We start from the raw sequence: 20,530 nt of genomic DNA on the forward strand, positions 1-20,530 counted from the left end.
CCAAGAAAAGCCTGGAGCATGCCCTTTGTTCCCCGGCTCTTTTGGCAACCCCCACGCCTTGGCCCTCAGCCTCCGCCCCGGGCTGCCGCCAGCCCAATCCTTTGGAACCAGGCCTCAGCCTCCTCGCCCTCCACCTCCACCCAAAGCTGTCGGACGGAAAGGCTTCCTGCCCGAAGGGGGGCCTCCTCCCGGAAGCGCACGGTGGCCCCCGGAAGGGCGTAGGCCCCTTCGTCCAGCCTCGTTCCGCCCCACTCCAGGAGGTACCTGGCCAGAAGCCAGGGGGGCAGGGCCCCAAAGCGCTGGGCCAAGGCGCCGCCCGCCACCGGGGGGAAGAGGTCCAGGGTGGCCTCAGGCGCGAGGGGGGTGGAAAGCCCCTCCAGGTAGCGCACATCCCGCCCCTCCAGGAAGACGGAAACCCGCTCGGCCAACGCCTCCCCCTCAAAGAGCTCCTCCCGCAGCCTGGGGTAGAGGCGGACGAGGTTTTCCAGCACCTCCCCCACGGTCCTGCCCTCCACCTGGAGCTGGCCCTTTCCCGTGAGGTCGCGGAAGGTGGCGTAGAGGTTCACCTTGGGCATAAGGAGAGTCTAAGGGAAAACCCGGCCCCCCGGGGGGCCGGGCCTTCCCGAGGGGGTTAGTCCGCGGCCTGGGAGAGGATGCCCAGCTCCTGGAGCTTGGCGGGGGGCACCACGCCCCGCTCCCAGCCCCGCTCCTGGTAGTATTCCTGGAGCATCAGGTCCAGCTCGGTGAGCTGGCCCTTGGAGCCCGCGCAACCCGAGGGCTCCTTGAGGAAGCGTTCGGGGAGGTAGTCCGAGCCCTCGGCCCAGCCCGCCAGGTTGTTGTAGTAGCGCTCCAGGTTGTAGATGCGCTCGCCGATCCTGAGGATCTCCTCGGGGGTCACGGGCCGGCCCCAGTAGGCGGAAAGCTGCTTGGCGTACTCCTCGGGGCCCTCGGCGAACTGGCTGAACTTGCAGAGGTCCAGGGAGTCGGTGAAGGCGGAGAGGTCCTGGAAGAGCTTGGTGAGCTTGCCCTTCCCCTCCCAGGCCAGGGGGTCGGTCTTGTAGGGCACGCCCAGGATCTCCGAGGCCGGGGTGTAGGCCCTAAGGTGGCAGGCCCCACGGTTGGAGGTGGCGTAGGCGATGCCCATGCCCTTGAGGCCCCGGGGGTCGTAGGCGGGGATGGACTGGCCCTTGACCTCGAGGGAAAGCTCGGGGTGGCCGATGGCCTTGGCCCAGCGGGCTGGGCCCTCCGCCAGGCCGTCCCCCACCCCCCGGCGGTGGGCGATGGCCTCAATGGTGCGGATCTCGCCCTCCTTGTCCCCAAACCGGATCCCATCAGGCCCCTGGTAGTAGCCCTTCTCCGTGGCCTCCATGAGGACGGCGATGGCGTTGCCCGTCTCGATGGTGTCCATGCCGTAGGCGTTGCAGAGGTAGATGGCGTAGCCGGTCCAGTCGGTGTCGGTGTGGCCCGCATGGGCCCCGAGGGCCCAGGCGGACTCGTACTCGTAGGACTCAAAGCGGATGGTCCTGCCGTCGATGTGCACCTCCACCATCTTCTTGCAGGCCACGGGGCAGGCGTGGCAGGTGTTGTCCTTGACCAGGCGGTGCTCGCGGATGTACTCCCCGGAGATGGTCTCCACCCCGTCGATGCAGGTGTGCTGGGCGTTAAAGGTGGGCAAGGCCCCCATCACGTTGGTGATGTTCATGAGGACGTTGGTGCCGTAGAGGGAAAGGCCTCCCTTCTTGGGGGCGGTCACGTTCTTGGGGTCGTTGATGGTGGCCGAGGCCTGCTGGTCCGCCTCCCGCCAGGCTTCCGGGTCCTTGGGCTGGGGCATCTTCTCCTGCTTGCCCACCACCACGATGGCCTTCAGCCTCTTGCTCCCCGCCACCGCCCCGGTGCCCCCGCGGCCTGCGGCCCGCTCGTCGTTGTTGATCCAGTTGGCGAAGCGCACCAGGTTCTCCCCGGCGGGGCCGATGGCCATCACGTCGGCGTCCTCCCCGTGCCGCTCCCGCAGGATGCGGTGGACCTCGTGGGTGGTCTTGCCCCAGAGGTCGGAGGCGTCGTGGATGGAGACTTCCCCATCCTTCACCAAAAGGTAGACGGGCTTCTCCGAAGCCCCTCGGATGAGGAGCCCGTCAAACCCCGCCCACTTCAGCTTGGCCGCGGTCCAGCCCCCCATGTGGCTGTCGGTGACCGTGCCCGTGAGGGGGCTTTTGGTGACGATGGCCAGACGCCCGGACATCTTGGCCCGGGTGCCGGAGAGGGGGCCATTCATGATGCAAAGGAGGTTGTCGGGGCCCAAGGGGTCCACCTTCGGCCCGTTTTCAAACACGTACTTCACCCCAAGCCCCCGGCCCCCCACGTACATCTCCAGGTCCTTGGGGTCGGGGGCAAAGTACTCCACCTGGCCGCTGGAAAGGTCAATACGGGCAAGCCTATGGGCATATCCGCCAAGCATTGGCCACCTCCTTAGGGCTTGGAAGACGAGAGCCCGTCGCCGGAAGGGTTCCGCAGGACTGCCCTGGTTCCTGCGGGATTATACCACCGAGCCCTCCGCAGATTGTGAATGGGGTGACGGGGATAATGGGGGTATGTTGGCCTTTGCGGGCGAGGTCCTGGTGGATCTGATCCTCGAGGCGAAGGACCCCTTGCGCTTCGCCGGGGTCCTGGGCGGCTCGGCCCTGAACACCGCCACCACCTTGAGCCGCCTGGGCTTTCCCGTGCGCTTCTTCTCCGAGGTGGGGTCGGACTGGCTTTCCCGGTGGAGCCAGGAGGAGATGGCCCGGCGGGGCTTGGACCTTCGCCTTCAGCGGCACGCGGGCCCCATGCCCCTGGCCCTGGTGCGCCTGGACGAGGGGGGGGAGGCCTCCTACAGCTTCCACCGGCCCTTCCGGGCGGCCTACCGCCCGGAGCCGGGGGGCCTCCGGGGGGTGAGGGCCTTCCACTTCGCTTCCCTCTTCGCCCTGGAAGGGCGCACCGCGGGTGGGGTGGAGGCCCTCCTGAAGGAGGCGGAGGGGGAAGGGGCCCTCCTCTCCTACGACCCCAACCTCCGCGCCGCCCCTACCCCGGAGGCCAGGCGGCGCCTGGAGGGCTACCTGGCCCGGGTGGACCTCCTGAAACTCTCCCTGGAGGACGCCCGCTTCCTTTTCCCCGAAGGCCCCGTGGAGGCGGTCCGGCGCCTTCTTCCGCCCCTCAAGGTCCTCACCCTGGGACCGGAGGGGGCGGTGGCCTTCCTCGGGAGGAAGGAGGTGCGCCTCCCCGGGGAGAAGGTGGCGGTGGCGGACACCGTGGGGGCGGGGGACAGCTTCACCGCGGGCCTTCTCGCCCTCCTGCTCCGAAAGGGGTATGGCAAGGGCACCCTCCCCCGCCTGGCCCTCGAGGACCTGGAGGAAGCCCTGCGGGGCGCCATCGCCCTTTCCGCCCTGGCCTGCACCGTGCGGGGGGCCTACCTGCCGGAGGAGGGGCTTAGGGCCTGGCGGGGGCGCTACCTAGGGGATTAGGAGGACCTTGCCCGTGGTCTTGCGCCCCTCCAGGGCCTCATGGGCCTCCCTGGCCCTTTCCAGGGGGAACTCGGCCCCGATGCGCACCCTAAGCCACCCTTCCCGCACCGCTTGGAAGACCTCCCCGGCGCGCCAGAGGAGCTCCTTGCGGCTTGCCGTGTAGTGGTGGAGGGTGGGGCGGGTGAGGAAGAGGCTTCCCTTGCGGTTCAGCACCTGGGGGTCCAGGGGGGGCACCGGCCCCGAGGACTGGCCGAAGAGGACCAGGAAGCCCCGGGGGCGCAGGGCGTCCAGGCTCCCCGCAAAGGTGCTCTGCCCCACCCCGTCGTAGACCACGTCCACCCCGCCCCCGGAGAGGGCCTTCACCGCCTCCGGAAAGCCCTCGTAGGGCAGGGCGTAGTCCGCCCCCGCCTCCTTGGCCAGGGCCCGCTTTTCCTCGGTGCTGGCGGTGGCGTAGACCGTGGCCCCAAGCCGCTTGGCCCACTGGATGAGAAGGAGGCCCACCCCCCCGGCCCCCGCGTGCACCAGCACCTGGTCCCCAGGGGCCACGGGGTAGGTGCTCTTGAGGAGGTAGTGGACGGTCATGCCCTGGAGGAGGACCGCGGCGGCGAGCCTGGGTTCCACCCCCTCGGGCACGGGCACGAGCCTCTCCGCGGGCACCACCTGGTACTCCGCATAGGCCCCCTGCACGTTGGCGAAGGCCACCTTATCCCCGGGGGCCACCCCCGCTACCCCCTCCCCCACCTTCTCCACCACCCCGGCCCCCTCCTCCCCCAGGGTGAAGGGGAGGGGCATGGGGTAGAGGCCTTTCCGCTTGTAGGTGTCAATGTAGTTGACCCCGATGGCCAAAAGCCGCACCAGGACCTCCCCTGGCCCAGGCTCGGGGACGGGGATTTCCTCCAGCCGCAAGACCTCGGGGCCGCCTGTTTGGTGAACCCGAACCGCCCTCATGGTGAGGCCCAGTCTACCCCCTAGAAGGCCCTCTGGTACTGCGGGGGCACCTCCGGCGCCACCCCCAGGGCCTTGGCCGCCCGTAAGGGGAAGTAGGGATCTCTGAGGAGAACCCGGCCCAGGAGGATGAGGTCGGCGCTCCCCGCCTGCAGGATGGTCTCCGCCTGCTCGGGGGTGGTGATGAGGCCCACGGCCCCCGTCCTCAGGCCCACCTTCTTGCGCACGGCATCGGCGAAGGGTACCTGGAAGCCCGGGGCCAGGGGAATCCGCACCCTGGGCACCACCCCGCCCGAGGAGCAGTCCAGGAGGTCTACCCCCAGGGCCTTAAGCCTTTCGGCGAAGGCCAGGGTGTCCGTTAGGCCCCACCCTCCCTCCCCCCAGTCCGTGGCGGATACCCGCACCAGGAGGGGAAGCTCGGGGGGGACCACCTGGCGCACGGCCTGGGCCACCTGAAGGGGGAAGCGCATGCGGTTTTCCAGGCTACCCCCATAGGCGTCCGTGCGCTGGTTGGAAAGAGGGGAGAGGAAGGAGGAAAGGAGGTAGCCGTGGGCCATGTGGAGCTCAATCACCTGAAAGCCTGCCCGAAGGGCCCGCCTGGCCCCTTCCACAAAGGCCTTTAGGATCCTTTCCATTCCCGCCTCGTCCAGGGGTTCGGGTACCGGGTAGCCCTCGTCAAAGGGGAGGGGGCTTGGCCCCACTACCCGCCAGCCCAGGGGTTTGCCCCCTTCCCAGGGCCGGGCGGTTCCCGCCTTGCGCCCGGCGTGGGCCAGCTGGATCCCGGGCACCGCCCCCGCCTCCCGGATCCTCCGGGCGAGCTCCTTCAGGCCCGGAAGCTGGCCCTCCGACCAGATGCCGAGGTCGTGGGGGCTGATGCGGCCTGAGGGCTCCACGGCGGTGGCCTCCACCAGGATGAGCCCCACGCCCCCTAGGGCCCTTGTGGGGTAGTGGAGGAGGTGCCAATCCGTGACCTCCCCTTCCTCGGTGGCCGAGTACTGGCACATGGGGGACATGGCCAGGCGGTTCCTGAGCCGAACCTCTCGCAGGTTTAGGGGGGTGAAGAGGAGGGCCATGGGTTCATTATGGCCTGGCGGAATATGGAGGGGCATATAATGGCCTTGGTAACCCTATGGAACCTCTTCCAGCAGGTCCAAGGCGGGTGAGAGCATGAAGCAAGCCCTCTTGTTGTCCTTCCTGGTCCTTTCCGCGGCCCTAGCCCAGCCCCTAAAGGTGGCCATCCTCTGGCACCAGCACCAGCCTCCTTACGAGAACCCCCTCACCGGCCAGTACGAGGGTCCCTGGGTGCGGGCCCACGGGGTGAACGACTACCCCTGGATGGCCGAGGTGCTGAAGGAGTTTCCCGAGATCAAGGTGACCTTTGACTACACCTCCACCCTGCTCAAGCAGATCGCGGACTACCTCTCGGGAAAGGCCAAGGACGCCTACTGGCGGCTTTCGGTGAAGCCCCTTGGGGAGCTCACCCCAGAGGAGCGGGCCTTCATCGTGGACCGCTTTTTTGACATCAACCCCCGCTTCGTGGAAAAAAGCCCCCGCTACAAGGAGCTCCAGGCCAAGAAAATCCGGGGTGAAGCCTTCTCCGACCAGGACCTCCTGGACCTCCGGGTGCTTTGGAACCTCTACTGGATCAACGTGGACTACATTGAGCGCGACCCTGGGCTGAGGGCCCTTTACCAGAAGGACAGGGGCTTCACCCAGAAGGACGTGGACTACGTTCTAGGGAAGCACCTGGAGCTCATGGCCACCATCCTGCCCCTGCACCAGGAGCTTTGGGAGCGGGGGCAGATCGACCTCATCACCACCCCCTACTACCACCCCATCCTGCCCATCCTCCTGGACAAGGAGGCCATCCGGGAGTCCAACCCCGCCTTGGCCCTGCCCAAGGAGCCCATCGCCTGGCCCGAGGACGCCGCCTGGCAGGTGCGGGCTGGGAAGGCGTACTTCAAGGGGCTTTTCGGTAGGGAGCCCAAGGGGATGTGGCCCCCCGAAGGGGCGGTGAGCCAGAAGGCGGCGGAGCTCTACGCCGAGGAGGGCATCGGCTTTTTGGTGACCGACGAGGCCATCTTGGGTAAAAGCGGCTTTCCCGTAACCCCCGCCACCCTTACCCGCATCTACCACGTGGAGAAGGGGGGCAAGCGGGTGGTCCTCTTCTTCCGCCACCGGGACCTCTCGGACCGCATCGGCTTCAGCTACAGCGGCATGCCCGCGGAGCGGGCGGTGGAGGACTTCATCGGCACCCTTTTGGAGATCCGCCGCCAGGTGATTGCGCAAAACCCCGAGGCCGTCCTCACCATCGCCCTGGATGGGGAGAACGCCTGGGAGAACTACCCCAACAACGGCAACGACTTCCGCCGCCTCCTCTACAAGCGCCTCACGGAAGAGCAGCGAAAGGGCACCCTCAAGACCGTCCTCTTCTCCGAGCTTCTGGAAAAGCCCTCCCTCCCCATCGCCCGGCTGGGTACAGGCGGTTGGGCAGGGGACTTCGCCATGTGGGCGGGGGAGCCGGAGGAAAACGAGGCCTGGGACCGCCTGGCCCGGGCCCGGCAGGCGGTGCTGGCCTACAAGGAGGCCGGGGGCGATCCCCAGGTGGTGGAGAAGGCCATGGGCCTGATCTATGCCGCCCAGGCCTCGGACTGGTTCTGGTGGTACGGCCAGGACACCGGCTTCCCCAACAACCCGCCCTTTGACGAGGCCTTCCGCGCCCTGTTGCAGTCGGTGTACCGCACCCTGGGCCAGAAGCCCCCGGAGGCGCTCTTCATCGCCGTGCGGCCCCCGGTGGCGCCCCAGGGCGCCCCGGGCCGGGTGAAGCCCAATCTGGACGGCAGGGGCGAGGCGGAGGAGTGGAAGGGGGCCGCCTACCTGGCGGATGCCGACGGCACCACCATGCAAACCCCGGACGACCTCCTCAAGGGGGTTTACCTGGGCTTTGACGAGCAGAGCGTCTACCTGCGGGTGGACCTGCGGGACGGGGTGCAGGCCCAGGACCTTTTGGGCCAGGGGTACCGCCTGCACGTGTACGCCACCACCCCCAGGGAGGAAGGGGGGGCGGCCTTCCCCGAGGGCGCTGGGGTTTCCCTGGGCTTTCCCTTGCAGCAGCGCATCACCCTGGATCTGGACCAGGTTCGGGAGGGGCAGGGGGTCTTGGTGCGCTACGCCTACCGGGAAGGGGCCTGGGTCCTGGCCAGTTCCCCCGCGGACCTGGCGGGCCGGCGGGCCTGGGTGGGGGAGGAGGTGGAGATGCGCATCCCCTACACCACCCTGAAGGCCGAGGCCGGGGACACCCTGCGTTTGGCGGTGGTGCTGGAGCGGGGCGGGCGGGTGCTGGACACCGCCCCCAACGGCAACCCCCTGGCCCTGAGCCTGCCCCAGCGCCTGGCGGGCAAGGAGGTCTTCCGCCTGCAGGATCCGGAAGGGGACGAGCACGGCCCTGGCACCTACACCTACCCCAAGGAGAACGCCTTCGCCCCCTTCAAGGGCCTCTTTGACCTCTTGGAGGTTCGGCTTTTGGACAGCGGGGCCACCTGGACCTTCGTCTTCACCTTCGGGGAGATGACCAACCCCTGGGGGGCCCCGGCGGGCTTCAGCCACCAGCTCGTGAACGTCTACCTGGATTTCAAGGAGGGAGGGCGGACCGATACCTTCGCCAAGGGGGCCAAGGTGGCCTTTGACCCCGAACATCCTTGGGACCTCTTCCTCAAGGCGGCGGGCTGGCCCCAGTACGGGCAACGGGTGGGCTTCCCAGACGGCACGGATACCGCCGATGGGGTAGTGGTGGCCAGCAACCCCGCGGATAAGCAGGTGATCCTGCAGCTAGATAAAAAGCACTTCAACCCAGCCCCGGGGCAGAGGGTGTGCCTGTACGTCCTGGTGGGCAGCCAGGACGGTTACGGCCCGGACCACTTCCGCCCCGTGGGGCGGGAGGCGGGGCCCTGGAACCTGGGTGGGGCCGCCAATGAGGACGCGCCCTTGGTGGTGGACTACCTCTGGCCCGAGCGGGGGGTGCAGGAGGCCATGCTTTCCCAGTACGGCGGGGGGAGGTACGCGGTGCTCAAGCCCTACTGCCTCTCCTGGCCTGCTCCTTGAATGCTGGGGAACCCTCTACCCCGGGGAAGCCTCCCCGGGGTAGACTACTCCCATGGACCCAGGCCTCGGCCAGGGGCAAGGCTCCGACCTCGCTGCCGCCTTCCGTTACGTGGAACGCCTGCTTTTTGGGGACATGGAGCGCCCCGGCCTCACCCTCTATGACCTGCAGCGTTTGGTGGGGTACCCCGCCAAGGGGGAGGGTCCTTTGGCCTACACCCTCCCCCGCAGCCAGAGCCCTTCCGGGGTGCAGGCGGTGCGTTTCTACTACTATCCCAGGGATCCCGTTCTCCAGCTCATCGTGGAGATTGAGGATCGGGAAGGGAAAAAACACCTTCGCCACTTCCGCTGGAACGGGTTTACCTGGGAAACCCCCGAGGGGGGGAAGGGGGAGTTCAAACCCACCCGGGAGGATCCGGGGTGGGTTCAGGTGGGGGAGGACTTCTTCCTGGGCTTTCCCCGGGAGGAGGCCGTGGAGTTGGAGGAGGCGGTGCGCAAGGGGGAGGCCTCCGGGGTCAAGTACCTCCTGTGCCCCCGGTGCCGCACCCGGATCTTCTACGCCCCCTCGGTCCGCCCCGGGGGCCTGGCTTGCCCTAGGTGCGGTAACTCCGCCCTCCTTTTCAAGACCCTTTCCGCGGCGGAGGGGACCAAGGACCCCCTCGAGGCCCTGGCGGAGGAGCAACGGGCCTTGCGAAAGGCCCTCGAGGAGCTCACCGCCTACCTGAAGCGCAAGCTGGGCCCTTAAGGGCTAGACCCGCGTTCCCGGCTGGTTCCAGCCGGTGTAGGCGTAAAACCGCCCCCGTTCTCCCGCCAGGTAGTCCAGGAGAGGCTCCAGAAGGGGGCGGTGGCCGGCAAGCTTCACCGCCACCTCCTCCGGGGTGAAGAAGCGGGCCTCCACGATGTGGCCGTCAGGGTCGCGGGGGTTCAAAAGCCCCTCGTAGCTGGCCCTAAAGGCCATGGCCAGGGTCCTTTCGTTCTTCCGGCGGTCCTCCACCTGGATGGCGTAGGCCAGGTGCTCAATGGCCTTCACCCTTAAGCCGGTCTCCTCCCGCACCTCCCGCACCAGGGCTTCCAGCACGGTTTCCCCCGGCTCCACCGTGCCCCCGGGGAGGGTGTAGCGCACCATGCCCCGCCGGCCCCAGTCGTTCCCCACCAGGAGGACCCGGCCCTGGCGGTCCAGGAGGATGGCCGCCACCACCAGGATCTCGCGGCGCATCACGCTTCCGTCATGGCCTCCAGCTGGCGCTCCTGGTCGGCCCGCTTGAGGGCCTCGAGAAGGGGCTGGAGGTGCCCCGAGAGGACGCCCTCGAGGTCATGGGTGGTGAAGCCGATGCGGTGGTCCGTGACCCGGGACTGGGGGAAGTTGTAGGTGCGGATCTTCTCCGAGCGCTCCCCGGTGCCGATCTGGGCCAGGCGGGTCTGGCGGAGTTTCTCCGCCTCCTCCGCCCGCTTCATCTCCAGGAGGCGGCTTCTTAGGATCATCAGGGCCTTCTCCCGGTTCTTGATCTGGCTACGGGAGTCCTGGCAGGTGACCATGATCCCCGTGGGCAGGTGCACCACCCGCACGGCGCTGTCCGTGGTGTTCACCCCCTGGCCCCCCGGCCCCGAGGCCCGCATCACGTCAATGCGGATCTCGTCCATGTTGAGCTGGAAGTCGGACTCCTCCGCCTTGGGCAACACCGCCACCGTGGCCGTGGAGGTGTGGATCCGCCCCTGGGTTTCCGTGGCGGGGACCCGTTGCACCCGGTGGACCCCGCTTTCGTACTTGAAGGTGCCGTAAGCCCCGGGTCCCCGCACCTCAAAGACCACCTTGGAGAAGCCTCCCAGGTCCGTGGGGTGGGAGTCCAGCACCTCGGTTTCAAACCCCATCTCCTCGGCGAAGCGCAGGTACATCTCCAGGAGGTCCCGGGCGAAAAGGGCGGCCTCCTCGCCCCCGGTTCCCGCGCGGATCTCCACGATGGCGTCCCGCTCGTCCAAGGGGTCCTTGGGCAAGAGGTGCCGCTCCAGTTCCCTTTCCAGCTCCGCCTTGCGGGCAAGAAGGGCTTCCCTCTCCGCCTTGGCCACCTCCTTGAGCTCGGGGTCCTCGAGGAGGCCTTCCACCCCCTCCAGGTCCTCCAGCACCTTCCGGTACGCCCGGATGAGGGCGATCACCTCCCCCATCTCCGCGTAGCGCCGGGAGAGGGTTTGATAGCGCTTCTGGTCCTTCAGGACCTCGGGGTCAGCGAGGCGCGCTTCCAGCTCCCGGTATTCCTCTTCTAGGCGCGCGAGCTTATCCAGCATACCTTACCTCAGGATACCCCAAGCGGGGCTTGCCTTGGTTTTTAGGTAAGCCTAAACTGGGGCCATGGAAACCCCGGTCTTCCTCTACGCCCTATTGGGAGGGCTCTTCACCTGGGGGCTCACCGCGGTGGGGGCCGCCAGCGTGTTCCTAATGCGGGAGCCCAGCCGCAAGCTTCTGGATGGGATGCTGGGCTTTGCCGCTGGCGTGATGCTGGCGGCCAGCGTCTTCTCCCTTCTCCTTCCGGGGATGGAGATGGCCGAGGCTCAGGGCACGGTGCCTTGGGTGCCCGCGGTGGTGGGCTTCCTTCTGGGCGGGGCCTTGTTGCGCCTGATGGACCGCTTCCTTCCCCATGTGCACCTGGGGCCAGGGGCCCAGGAGGAGGGCGTGAGAACCCTGTGGCGGCGCACCACCTTGTTGATCCTGGCCATCACCCTTCACAACTTCCCCGAGGGCCTGGCGGTGGGGGTGGCCTTTGGGGCCGCGGGGTTGGACCCCACGGGGGCGGCCACCCTGGGCGGGGCCATCGCCTTGGCGGTGGGCATCGGGTTGCAAAACCTGCCCGAGGGCCTGGCGGTGGCCTGGCCCCTGAGGCGGGCGGGTATCGGGGCGGGGAAGGCCTGGTTTTATGGGCAGCTTTCCGCCATCGTGGAGCCCCTTGGGGCCCTGCTGGGAGCCCTTTTGGTCACGCAGATGCTCTACCTTTTGCCCTACCTCATGGCCCTGGCGGCGGGGGCCATGGTTTTCGTGATCGTGGAGGAGGTCATTCCGGAAAGCCAGGCGGAGGGCAACGGGGACATCTCCACCTTTGGCGTCATGACGGGCTTCGCCTGCATGTTGGCCTTGGACGTGGCCTTGGGCTGAGGCTCTCCTCGAGGCGAAGGGCCGAGGGCTGCAAGGTACGGGTCGGGTTAGGCATCCTCCTTGCCCAGGCGTTCCTTGAGGAGGCGGGCGGCTTCCTCCGCCTTGGCCTTGGCGGCCTCGGCGGCCTGGGCGGCTTTCTCCGCCAGGTCCTTTAGCTTGTCGGGGATTCCGTCCTGGTCCTGGTCCAGCTCCGCCAGGCGGGCCTTGGCCTCCGCCAGGGCCTTCTTGGCTTCCTGAAGGGCTTTTTCCACCACGTCGGGCTTCCCGTCCTTGTCCTGGTCCAGCTTCTCCCGGAGCTCCTGGAGTCTTTTTTCTGCCTCTTCCGCCGCCGACTGCACCGCTTCCTTGGCCTTCTGCAAGAACCCTTTGAAATCCATGGTAGCTCTAGTTTAGAGCAAAGCCCTGAGGTCGGCCACTACCCGCGGGGTTTCCTCCACCTTGTCCGGGCTGAAGAGGAGGACCAGCTGGCCCGACTTCACCACGAAGGTGGTGGCGGTGTGGTCCACCAGGTACTCCCCGGGGCCCCGGTACTGGGTCTTCTGGTAGTAGACCCCGAAGGTCCGGGCCACCTCCTGGATGGCCTGGGGGCTTCCCGTGAGGCCCAGGAAGCTAGGGTGGAAGCCCTTGGCGTACTGGTCGGAGATCTCTGGGGTGTCCCGCTCGGGGTCCACGCTGATGAAGACCACCTGCACCCTTGCCTGCTCTGAAGGGGAAAGCTCCTCATAGGCCCGCTTCAGGGCCAGCATGGTGGTGGGGCAGACGTCGGGGCAGTGGACGAAGCCGAAGAAGATGAGGACCAGCTTGTCCTTAAGCTGGGAAAGCTGTACCGGGCCCTGGGGCCCCTCGAGGGTGAAATCCACGGGCTTGGGGTTCAGAAGCCGGGTGCCGTAGAAGCTGTGGGCGCCCTTGGGGAGAAGAAGATAGGCCACCCCCACCAGGGCGAGGACCAGCAGGACGGGCAAGAGAGCTTTCGCCTTCATCGCTCCTCCACGGGCAGGATCACCTGGAGCCTGCTGCCATCTTGGAACTTCAACACCAAAACTACCTTCTCCCCCGCCTTCAGAGGACGCTTAAGCCCTTCCAGCATGAAGTGATACTTCCCCGGGCGGAACTCCACCTTGCTTCTTGGGGGGATGTCCAGGTAGGGAAGGGGGCGCATGCCCAGGACCACCTGGCCTCCCCGGTGTTCCCGGTTGTTCTGATGGAAGGAAACCCGCTCGGCCACCTCCGTTTCGGCTCCCACCAGGCGCAAGGGGGTCTTGCCCCGGTTTTCCAGGGTGAGGTAGGCGGCGGTGTCCTTCACCACCGGGGGCACCAGGCGGACCCAGCCCGGGGTGACCGCGGCCTGGGCCAGGGCCAGGCTTCCCAGCAGGATCAGGAGCCACCTCACGCGTTTACCTTACCAATCGGGAGGGGGACAAATGTACTCCGTGGTTTAGGGCACATTTCCTGGGAGTACGAATGTCCCGCTCCCCAGGCCTACCCTTAGTGTGATGCGCCCTTTGGGGTGGTGGCCCCTTTTCCTGGGCATGGCCCTGGCCGCACCGGTCCTTCAGCTGAGGGGGGAGGTGGAGGGACCCCTGGTTCTCACCACCCCGGGCCTGGTGGTGGAGGGGGAGGGGGCGGTGCTCCGGGGAAAGGAGGGGCACACCCTGCGCCTCCTGGCCCCGGGCATAACGGTGCGGGGGCTGAAGGTGGTGGGGGCGGGGCCGGGGGAGGACTTCTTTGAACCCGACGCCGCCATTTACCTGCGGGGGTGCGAGGGGTGCCTGCTGGAGGAGGTGACGGTGGAGGAAGCCCCCGCGGCGGTGCGGGTGGAGGACTCCCCAAGGGCGGTGGTGCGGGGCTTGAGGGCCAAAGGCCTGGGGGAGTCCCCGGGGGTTCTGGTCTACGGGAGCCCTGGGGTACGGGTGGAGGGAAGCCACCTCCTTGGCTACATGGACGCCATTTACGTGGAGTACAGCCCGGACATGGTCATCCGGGGGAACCTTTTGGAGGGGAACGGGCGCTACGGCTTCCACGTGATGTTTTCCTGGGGGGTGCGGGTGGAGGAGAACCTAAGCCGGGCGAACGGGGTTGGCAATGCGGTGATGCACGGGGCGCAGAACCGGGTGCGGGGAAACCGGCTTTACGGGCACAAAAGCCCGGTGGGCTATGGGCTTCTGGTCCAGGACGAACGGGGGACCGAGGTCCGGGAAAACCTGTTTGCGGAAAACACCCTGGGCCTGGTCCTTATGGACGCCCAAGGGGTGAGGGTGTGGGGCAATGGCTTCCAGGAAAACGGCACCGCCTTGCGCATCACCCGGGAGCGGGGAGGGAACTCGGCTTGGGTGGAGGGGAACGCGTTTCAGGGGAACCTCTACGACCTCCTGGTGGACGACCCCGGGGCCAAGGCCAAGGTGGTGGGTAACCGCTACGACCGGGCCTCGGGCCTCCCCGTCCCCCACCTACCCACGGGCGCCTTCGCCCTCCTCCTGGCCCGCCAGCCCGAGCTTTCCCTCTTCGCCCTCTCCCCAGGGGTGGTCCTCTGGGAGGCGGTGGAGGCCCAGGTGCCGGGCCTGCGGGGGGTAGCCCTGGCCGATCCCGCGGCCCAACCTTTGGCCAAGGAGGTCCGGACCCAGGGGGGGTGGCTGGTCCTCGGCCTTTTGGGGGGTGTCCTATGGTGGCGGTGGAGGGCCTGAGGAAGCGGGGCAGGCTCCTGGGGGTGAACCTCCGGGTGGAGGGGGGTGTGGTGGGCCTTTTGGGCCCCAACGGGGCGGGGAAGAGCACCCTTTTGGCCCTCCTCGCCGGCCGCCTCCGGCCCGATGGGGGGGAGGCCCGCCTCCTGGGGCGCACCCCCCGGGACCCCAAGGCCCTGCCCCTCCGGGCCTACCTCCCGCAAAGCCCCAGGCTTTTTCCCCACCTGCGGGCCCTCGAGGTCCTGGAGGGCGCCAGGCGGGCGAAAGGCCTGGGGAGGGAGGCTTTGCAGGAGGCGGTGGCGCGCATGGGCCTAGAAGGCCTTCTGCACCGGCCTGTGGCCGTTCTTTCCGGAGGCCAGCGCCAGCGCCTCGCCCTGGCCGCGGCCCTCATGGGGGACCCCCCCATCTGGCTCCTGGACGAGCCCACCGCCGCCTTGGACCCCAAGGGGCGGGAGCGCTTCTGGGCCTGGGTAGGGGCCAAGCGGGAGGGGGTGGTCCTCCTGGCCCTGCACCACGTGGAAGAGGCCCGGAGGGCGGACCGCCTGTTGCTCCTAAAGGAAGGTGGGGTGCTAGAGGAGGGCCCCCCGGACCAGGTTTTGGGCCCAAGGGGAGAACGTCTCCCCTGGCTAATGGAGGTGCTCTATGCGGAGTCGGCGTGAGGTGCTGAAGGCATTGGGCGGTTTGGCGCTGGCGGCTCCCGTGCTGGCCCAGCACCAGGGGCAAGGAGCCATGGGCGGGGCGGCCCCCGCCTCCGCGGGCGCGGCGATGCCCGCCAGGCCCATCCCTTGGGGGGATGGCCAGTGCGCCTTCTGCGGCATGCCCATCAAGACCCCCGAGGGCCAGTGGCGGGGGCGCACCTTCCCCCAGGGCTTCTTTGAGCAGACCTACAGCCAGATCGCCTTTGAGAAGCCAAGGCCCGCCCCCCACGATCCCAAGCGGGTGGTGGAGGCCTTGCACTTTGAGAGCATCGCCTGCATGGTGAACTACGCCTGGGTGCACGGGATTAGGGACGGGGAAGGGGCCACCTTCCACGTGGCCGACCGGGGGGCCTACGACCCCGCCCGCCCCCAGGAGAGCGTGCGCCTCGTTCCCGCCCGCCAGGCCACCTACTACTGGGGGGAGCGGATGATGGTGGTGATGAACGCCAGGCTGGTGGCCTTTGCGGACCCTGCCCAGGCCCGTGCCTTCGCAGAGCGGCACCGGGAGGCCCACGGGCGCCAGCGTTTCCTGGACTTCCAGACCCTCTGGGACCTGGCCCCCTTGCCGGAGATGAACCTGGTGGCCCTCCTGGCCCAGCACGCGGGGCTCTTGGGAGGCGGGGACCACGGGAGCCATTAGACTTCCCCCATGGACCGCAGGCGCTTTCTCTTGGGGTTGGCGTCCGGGGTGTTCCTCCCCCGGGCCCTGGCCGCCCCCCGGGCCCTTAGGGTGGGGGTGGAGGCCTGCCCCTACTGCTTCATGACCATCCTGGACGCCCGCCATGCGGCCCAGGCGGTGAACCCCCAGGGCAAGGCCTTCTTCTACGACGACCCCGCCTGCCTCCTGGACCAGCTGAACGGCTGGGGAGGGCCTTCCCTCGCCCCCAAGGAGGTCTACCTGGCGGACCACGCGGAGAGCACCCGCACCGCACCCAAGTGGGTGGCGGCGGAGAAGGCCCTCCTCTACCACAACCCCAAGGTGCGCACCCCCATGGGCTCGGGGCTATTGGCCTTTGGGAGCCGGGAGGCCCTGGAGCGCCACCTCAAGGAGCGGCCCGAGCGGGCCGGGGGGCGGGTGCTCACCTGGGCGGAGGCCCTCAAGGAAGGGGAGAAGCGCACCTGGGTGCCTGCCGCCTTCTTCCCCCCGCCCCCCAAGGCCCCATGACCGCCCTCTTCCTGAAGGAGATCTGGCGCAACCCCTGGACCTCGGGGCTGCTTTTCCTTCCCCCTCTCCTGGCCCTGGGCTTCCTGGGCCGGGGGGAGGGGGTGGGGCTCGTGGGGCTTTACTCGGGGCTTCTCCTCCTCCTGCCCCCCTTGGTCCTGGCCCTGGGGGTGCCCCTTTTGGCCTCGAGGGAGGAGTGGGCCTTCCTCCTGGGCCTGCCCCTCCGCCCCTTCCGGGGGTTCTTGCTGGGGGCCCTGGGGGTCTTCCTGGGCCTCGGCCTGCCCCTGGCCCTGGGCCTCCTTCTGGGGGCGGGGGTCTTGGGGCTTTCCGGGAAGGCCCTCCTTTGGCTCCTCCTTTCCGGGGTGGGGGTATTGGCCTTCTGGGTGGGGCTTGCCGCCCTGCTTTCCGCCCTCCTCTTGGAGGAGAGGCGGGCCCTGGGCCTAGGCTTTGCCCTCTTCGGCCTCCTAAACGTCCTCTACGGCCCCCTGGTGGTGGCCCTGGCGGTGCGCCTCAGGGACTACCCCCTGGAGGGCTTTCTCACCCTGGCCCTCCTCCTGAACCCCCAGGAGGTCCACCGGGTGGGGCTCCTTGCGGGCCTGAAGGCCCCTGTCCTCACCGGGCCCGTGGGCTATCTGGTGGCGGAGAGGCTGGGGGAGGTGGGGCCCCTTTTGGGGCTCGCTTACCTTTGCCTCCTGGCCTTGGCCTTGGCCTTGCTGGGGGCCCTGATCTTCGCCCGCCGGGACCGGTAGGATGGGGACCATGGAGATCCTGTTTACCACCCTGAGCGAGGTGCCGGGCCACCGGGTGGTTCAGGTCCTGGGCGTGGTCAGGGGGAGTACGGTGCGCTCCAAGCACCTGGGCAAGGACCTCCTGGCGGGGCTCCGCACCCTGGTGGGGGGGGAGATCCCCGAGTACACGGAGATGCTGCAGGAGGCCCGTCAGGAGGCGGAAAGGCGGATGCTGGAGGAGGCCCGGCGGCTAGGAGCCCATGCCGTCTTGGGGGTGCGGTACCTCACGGCCAACGTGCTCCAAGGAGCGGCGGAGATCCTGGTTTACGGCACCGCGGTCCGCCTAGAGCCCGTGAGGGAGCGTTAGATGCGGCTTGCGGCCGGCCTTCTCATCCTCCCTTTTTTCCTGCAGCTTCTGGGCTTCGGGAACACCCCCTTAGGGGGAGGGTTGTGCGGGGAGCTCTTCCTGGCGCAAAACCCCGCCTTGGCCTTCCAGACCCCAGGCTTTTGGTACGCCCTGCTCTTCATGGGGCTTTTGGCCTTGCAGCTGGGCTATGGCCTTTCCCTCCTCCTCCTGCCCCTTTTGGAGGTGCCCATAGGCCCCGCCTGGCTTCGCCTGGGCCGGTACCTGGTGGGGGTGATGGTGGGGCTTTTCCTCCTCACCCGCGCCGTGGGCCTTCCCGCCCCGGGGCCCGGGGGGTGGGTGCTGGAGCGGGCGCCCCTGGACCCCTTGTCCCTCCTCCTGGTGGGCCTTTCCCTGGCAGGGGGGATTCTCCTGAGGGAGAATGGGGGGCATGGAACGGCTGCTTGAGGTGATGCGCCGCCTTAGGGGGCCCGGGGGCTGCCCCTGGGACCGGGCCCAGACCCACGAAAGCCTCATCCCCTACCTTTTGGAGGAGGCCAGCGAGGCGGCGGATGCCCTTTTGGGTGGCGACGCCGAGGAGATGGCCGAGGAGCTTGGGGATGTGCTCCTGCAGGTGGCCTTCCACAGCGTCATCGCCGAGGAGGAGGGGCGGTTCTCCTATGCGGACGTGGAGAGAAGCATCGTGGACAAGCTCATCCGCCGCCACCCCCATGTCTTCGGGGAGGGCGCGGCCAAAACCCCGGAGGAGGTGAAGGCCCGCTGGGAGGAGCTGAAGGCGGAGGAGGGGAAGAAGGAGGAGCCCTGCGGGCTCCCCAAGCACCTTCCCACCCTGCTCCGCGCCTATGAGCTCCAGCGCAAGGGCGTGGATCCGGGAAGCGAGGAGGGCCTGAGGAGGGCCCTGGAGCGGGGAGACCTCGAGGAGGCGCTTTGGAACCTGGTGGGGCTTTTCGCCAAAAGGGGCCTGGACCCCGAGACCGCCTTAAGGCGGCGCTCCCTCAGGGCCTGCCAGGGGGGCTAGCCCTCCCCGAGGGCTTCCGCCTGGCGGCGGTGGCGGTGCCCCTTTTAGGGGAAAGCCTCCTCTTCACCCTAAGGAGCCCCCACCTGCCCACCCACGCGGGGCAGGTGAGCTTTCCCGGGGGGGTGGTGGAACCAGGGGAAACCCCCTTGGAGGCGGCTTTGCGGGAGGCGGCGGAGGAGGTGGGCCTCATGGGGGTGGAGCCCTTGGGCTTCCTCTCCCCCGTCCTTTCCCCTCAGGGCTTCCTGGTCCAGCCGGTGGTGGTCTACCGGGAGGACCTTCCCCCCTTGAGGCCGAGCCCGGAGGAGGTGGCCGAGGTCCTCCTGGCCCCCCTGGAGGAGCTCCTTAGGGTGGCGCCTTGGAGCGAAATCCGCCTGGGGCGCACGGTGTGGCACTTCCCCTGGCGGGGGGTGGACATCTGGGGGGTCACGGGGAATATCCTGAGGGAGTTCCTGGAGGTGTGGCGTGAGGCGCATCGGGATCCTCTTGGCGGACCTCTTTGACGAGCGGGAGTTCCTCTACCCCTACTACCGGGTGCAGGAGGCGGGCTATACGCCCCTGGTCATCGGGCCGGAGGCCAGGGAGTACCGGGCCAAGTCGGGCTTGGCCTGGAGGGCGGAGGTGAGCGCCAAGGAGGCCCCGGCCCTCGAGGGCCTCCTCATCCCCGGGGGCTTCGCCCCGGACTACCTGCGGAGGAGCCCGGAGGTGCTTTCCCTGGTGCGCCGGGTGGCGGAGGAGGGGAGGCCCATCGGGGCCATCTGCCACGCGGGCTGGGTGCTGGTGAGCGCCGGGCTCGTGCGGGGCAGGCGGGTCACGGGCTTCTTCTCCATCCGGGACGACCTGGAAAACGCCGGGGGGCTTTACCGGGAAGAGGGGGTGGTGGTGGACGGGAACCTGGTCACCGCCCAGGGCCCCCAGGACCTCCCCGGGTTCATGCGGGCTTTTCTGGGCCTTCTCCAGGGGTGAAGCGGGTCCCCGCTTCCCCGGAGAGCACCCGGGCCAAAACGCCCCGCTCCCCCTTGGCGATGGCCGCCCAGGGGGCTCCCGCCTCCAGGGCCCTTAGGGCCGCCTCCACCTTGGGGATCATCCCCCCTTGGACCACGCCCTGGGCCTTCAGGGCCTCCACCGCCTCGGCCGTGAGGTGGGGGAAGCGGGTTTGGGGGTCCTTGGGGTTCCTTAGGACCCCATCCACGTCGGTGAGGAAGACGGCAGGCCACCCTAAGGCCCCGGCCACCGCCCCGGCGGCGGTGTCCGCGTTCACGTTCAGGGGGCCCTCCTCGTCCAGGGCGATGGGGGCGAGGAGGGGGGTGTAGCCCCTTTCCAGTAGGTCCAAAAGGAGCTGGGTGTTCACCCCCACCACCTCCCCCACCCGCCCGAGCTCCGGCAGGGCCCGGCCCCGTAGGGCGAGGGCGTCCCGGCCCGAGAGGGCGAGGGCCCTTCGGCCCCGCCGGGAAAGCCCCTCCGCCAGGCGCTTGCCCGTGAGGCATAGGCTCATCTCCACCGCCTCCATCTGCTCCTTGGGGGTCACCCGCAGGCCCCCCACGAAGCGGCTTTGGAACCCGAGGCGCTCCAGGAGGGCCCCGATTTCGGGACCGCCCCCGTGCACCAGGACCAGGGGGCCGGGGTAGCCCGAAAGCTCGTCCAGGAGGGCCTCAGCCCCCCTCAGGCTTCCCCCCACCTTCACCAGGAGGGCTTCACTCAAGGTAGACCACCTCCTCGGGCAGGCCTTCCTCCTCCTCGGCCTCCAGGAGGTCCAAAAAGCCCAAAGCGGCGTGGTCGGGGTGGAGGCCGAAGGAAGCCGCCAGGGCCTGGACGGCGCTCACAGGGGGCATGGCCTGGGCCTTTGCCAGGAGGGGAAGGAGGTCTTCGGGGGCCCATAGGGCCTCCCCCAGTTCCGGGCCCTTCCGCAACTCCGCCCGCACCTGGCCTCCCTCCGCCCACAGGAAGAGGAGGTCCTCCTCCGCCAGGACCAGGAAGGCCAGGGTCTGGCCCAGGCGGGAAAGCCCTTCCAGGAAGGCGCGCACCCCTTCCGGGTTCTCCTCGGCCTCGAGGGCCTCGTGGTAAAGGCTCACCCAAGGGGGGTCGGGCACCAGGTAGACCCCCGCGCCCCCCGTGCGCTCCCGGGCGAAGGCCAGGACCTCCTCCAGGGGGGCCTGAACGTGGAAGGAGAGAAAGCTCCGCACCAAGCCCTATACTAGCCTCT

At 68.6% G+C, this 20,530-nt stretch carries 25 protein-coding genes; 14 read left to right on the forward strand and 11 right to left on the reverse strand.

What is annotated here, in order from left to right; all coding sequences use genetic code 11:
• Positions 1–65: 65 nt before the first annotated feature.
• Positions 66–575: a ubiquitin-like small modifier protein 1 gene (locus BS74_RS00595; protein WP_038055123.1), complete on the reverse strand. Its 510-nt coding sequence runs from the start codon at positions 573–575 to the stop codon at positions 66–68.
• 56 nt (positions 576–631) lie between these two features.
• Positions 632–2,455, reverse strand: coding sequence for an aldehyde ferredoxin oxidoreductase family protein (locus BS74_RS00600; protein ID WP_038055124.1), 1,824 nt, complete (start codon positions 2,453–2,455; stop codon positions 632–634).
• Between the two features lie 133 nt (positions 2,456–2,588).
• On the opposite strand from BS74_RS00600, the gene BS74_RS00605 reads away from it, so the two are divergent.
• On the forward strand, positions 2,589–3,497 hold the full coding sequence (locus BS74_RS00605; RefSeq protein ID WP_038055125.1) for a carbohydrate kinase family protein: 909 nt from the start codon (positions 2,589–2,591) through the stop codon (positions 3,495–3,497).
• Here BS74_RS00605 and BS74_RS00610 read toward each other — a convergent pair.
• On the reverse strand, positions 3,486–4,445 hold the full coding sequence (locus BS74_RS00610) for a quinone oxidoreductase family protein (RefSeq protein WP_038055132.1): 960 nt from the start codon (positions 4,443–4,445) through the stop codon (positions 3,486–3,488). The two genes, BS74_RS00605 and BS74_RS00610, sit on opposite strands and share 12 nt — an antisense overlap.
• A 20-nt stretch (positions 4,446–4,465) precedes the next feature.
• Positions 4,466–5,515, reverse strand: coding sequence for an NADH:flavin oxidoreductase/NADH oxidase (locus BS74_RS00615; protein WP_038055134.1), 1,050 nt, complete (start codon positions 5,513–5,515; stop codon positions 4,466–4,468).
• 94 nt (positions 5,516–5,609) lie between these two features.
• Here BS74_RS00615 and BS74_RS00620 point away from each other — a divergent pair, with 94 nt between their 5' ends.
• Together BS74_RS00620 and BS74_RS00625 are read left to right on the forward strand one after the other, a co-directional pair.
• Positions 5,610–8,543, forward strand: coding sequence for a glucodextranase DOMON-like domain-containing protein (locus BS74_RS00620; protein ID WP_038055135.1), 2,934 nt, complete (start codon positions 5,610–5,612; stop codon positions 8,541–8,543).
• A 52-nt stretch (positions 8,544–8,595) separates the two neighbouring features.
• Positions 8,596–9,285: a hypothetical protein gene (locus BS74_RS00625; protein ID WP_038055137.1), complete on the forward strand. Its 690-nt coding sequence runs from the start codon at positions 8,596–8,598 to the stop codon at positions 9,283–9,285.
• A 3-nt stretch (positions 9,286–9,288) separates the two neighbouring features.
• Here the strand turns inward: BS74_RS00625 and BS74_RS00630 are convergent, their stop codons facing one another.
• Positions 9,289–9,756, reverse strand: a complete 468-nt coding sequence (locus BS74_RS00630; RefSeq protein ID WP_038055139.1) for an NUDIX hydrolase — start codon at positions 9,754–9,756, stop codon at positions 9,289–9,291.
• Positions 9,756–10,820, reverse strand: coding sequence for a peptide chain release factor 1 (gene prfA / locus BS74_RS00635; RefSeq protein WP_038055141.1), 1,065 nt, complete (start codon positions 10,818–10,820; stop codon positions 9,756–9,758). Before prfA ends, BS74_RS00630 begins: the two co-directional genes overlap by 1 nt.
• Positions 10,821–10,884: 64 nt before the next feature.
• Here prfA and BS74_RS00640 point away from each other — a divergent pair, with 64 nt between their 5' ends.
• Positions 10,885–11,682: a ZIP family metal transporter gene (locus tag BS74_RS00640; protein WP_038055143.1), complete on the forward strand. Its 798-nt coding sequence runs from the start codon at positions 10,885–10,887 to the stop codon at positions 11,680–11,682.
• A gap of 47 nt (positions 11,683–11,729) precedes the next feature.
• Here BS74_RS00640 and BS74_RS00645 read toward each other — a convergent pair whose 3' ends face one another.
• Genes BS74_RS00645 through BS74_RS00655 form a run of 3 tightly spaced genes read right to left on the reverse strand, consistent with a single transcriptional unit; the run spans position 11,730 to position 13,072 of the window.
• Positions 11,730–12,059, reverse strand: coding sequence for a hypothetical protein (locus BS74_RS00645; protein ID WP_038055145.1), 330 nt, complete (start codon positions 12,057–12,059; stop codon positions 11,730–11,732).
• A gap of 12 nt (positions 12,060–12,071) precedes the next feature.
• The gene (locus BS74_RS00650) at positions 12,072–12,662 is read right to left on the reverse strand and encodes an SCO family protein (protein WP_038055148.1); all 591 of its coding nucleotides are present in this window, start codon (positions 12,660–12,662) and stop codon (positions 12,072–12,074) included.
• Positions 12,659–13,072: a copper chaperone PCu(A)C gene (locus BS74_RS00655; RefSeq protein WP_038055150.1), complete on the reverse strand. Its 414-nt coding sequence runs from the start codon at positions 13,070–13,072 to the stop codon at positions 12,659–12,661. The genes BS74_RS00650 and BS74_RS00655 overlap by 4 nt, the downstream gene beginning before the upstream one ends.
• A gap of 103 nt (positions 13,073–13,175) precedes the next feature.
• On the opposite strand from BS74_RS00655, the gene BS74_RS00660 reads away from it, so the two are divergent.
• Genes BS74_RS00660 through BS74_RS00705 form a run of 10 tightly spaced genes read left to right on the forward strand, consistent with a single transcriptional unit; the run spans position 13,176 to position 19,293 of the window.
• Complete coding sequence (locus BS74_RS00660; protein WP_038055152.1) at positions 13,176–14,363, forward strand: right-handed parallel beta-helix repeat-containing protein; 1,188 nt, start codon at positions 13,176–13,178, stop codon at positions 14,361–14,363.
• On the forward strand, positions 14,342–15,019 hold the full coding sequence (locus tag BS74_RS00665) for an ATP-binding cassette domain-containing protein (RefSeq protein WP_038055154.1): 678 nt from the start codon (positions 14,342–14,344) through the stop codon (positions 15,017–15,019). The genes BS74_RS00660 and BS74_RS00665 overlap by 22 nt, the downstream gene beginning before the upstream one ends.
• Positions 15,003–15,698 (forward strand): nitrous oxide reductase accessory protein NosL, encoded by a 696-nt coding sequence (locus BS74_RS00670; protein ID WP_038055158.1) that lies wholly within the window; start codon positions 15,003–15,005, stop codon positions 15,696–15,698. Before BS74_RS00665 ends, BS74_RS00670 begins: the two co-directional genes overlap by 17 nt.
• A 9-nt stretch (positions 15,699–15,707) precedes the next feature.
• Complete coding sequence (locus BS74_RS00675; protein WP_038055160.1) at positions 15,708–16,223, forward strand: nitrous oxide reductase accessory protein NosL; 516 nt, start codon at positions 15,708–15,710, stop codon at positions 16,221–16,223.
• Positions 16,220–16,969, forward strand: coding sequence for a hypothetical protein (locus BS74_RS00680; protein WP_038055162.1), 750 nt, complete (start codon positions 16,220–16,222; stop codon positions 16,967–16,969). The genes BS74_RS00675 and BS74_RS00680 overlap by 4 nt, the downstream gene beginning before the upstream one ends.
• A 10-nt stretch (positions 16,970–16,979) precedes the next feature.
• Positions 16,980–17,315, forward strand: a complete 336-nt coding sequence (locus tag BS74_RS00685) for a YbjQ family protein (RefSeq protein WP_081914581.1) — start codon at positions 16,980–16,982, stop codon at positions 17,313–17,315.
• Positions 17,316–17,759 (forward strand): hypothetical protein, encoded by a 444-nt coding sequence (locus BS74_RS00690; protein WP_038055166.1) that lies wholly within the window; start codon positions 17,316–17,318, stop codon positions 17,757–17,759.
• A complete protein-coding gene (locus tag BS74_RS00695; protein ID WP_038055169.1) occupies positions 17,734–18,330 on the forward strand; it encodes a MazG family protein in 597 nt (198 codons plus the stop codon). Before BS74_RS00690 ends, BS74_RS00695 begins: the two co-directional genes overlap by 26 nt.
• Positions 18,331–18,359: 29 nt before the next feature.
• Positions 18,360–18,830: an NUDIX hydrolase gene (locus BS74_RS00700; protein ID WP_038055170.1), complete on the forward strand. Its 471-nt coding sequence runs from the start codon at positions 18,360–18,362 to the stop codon at positions 18,828–18,830.
• A complete protein-coding gene (locus tag BS74_RS00705; protein WP_038055174.1) occupies positions 18,793–19,293 on the forward strand; it encodes a type 1 glutamine amidotransferase domain-containing protein in 501 nt (166 codons plus the stop codon). The genes BS74_RS00700 and BS74_RS00705 overlap by 38 nt, the downstream gene beginning before the upstream one ends.
• Here the strand turns inward: BS74_RS00705 and argB are convergent.
• Positions 19,259–20,029 (reverse strand): acetylglutamate kinase, encoded by a 771-nt coding sequence (gene argB, locus BS74_RS00710; protein ID WP_038055177.1) that lies wholly within the window; start codon positions 20,027–20,029, stop codon positions 19,259–19,261. The two genes, BS74_RS00705 and argB, sit on opposite strands and share 35 nt — an antisense overlap.
• Positions 20,022–20,513: a hypothetical protein gene (locus BS74_RS00715; protein ID WP_185747668.1), complete on the reverse strand. Its 492-nt coding sequence runs from the start codon at positions 20,511–20,513 to the stop codon at positions 20,022–20,024. Before BS74_RS00715 ends, argB begins: the two co-directional genes overlap by 8 nt.
• Between the last annotated feature and the right edge of the window lie 17 nt (positions 20,514–20,530).

Source organism: Thermus amyloliquefaciens, from assembly GCF_000744885.1.
GTDB classification, from domain to species: domain Bacteria; phylum Deinococcota; class Deinococci; order Deinococcales; family Thermaceae; genus Thermus; species Thermus amyloliquefaciens.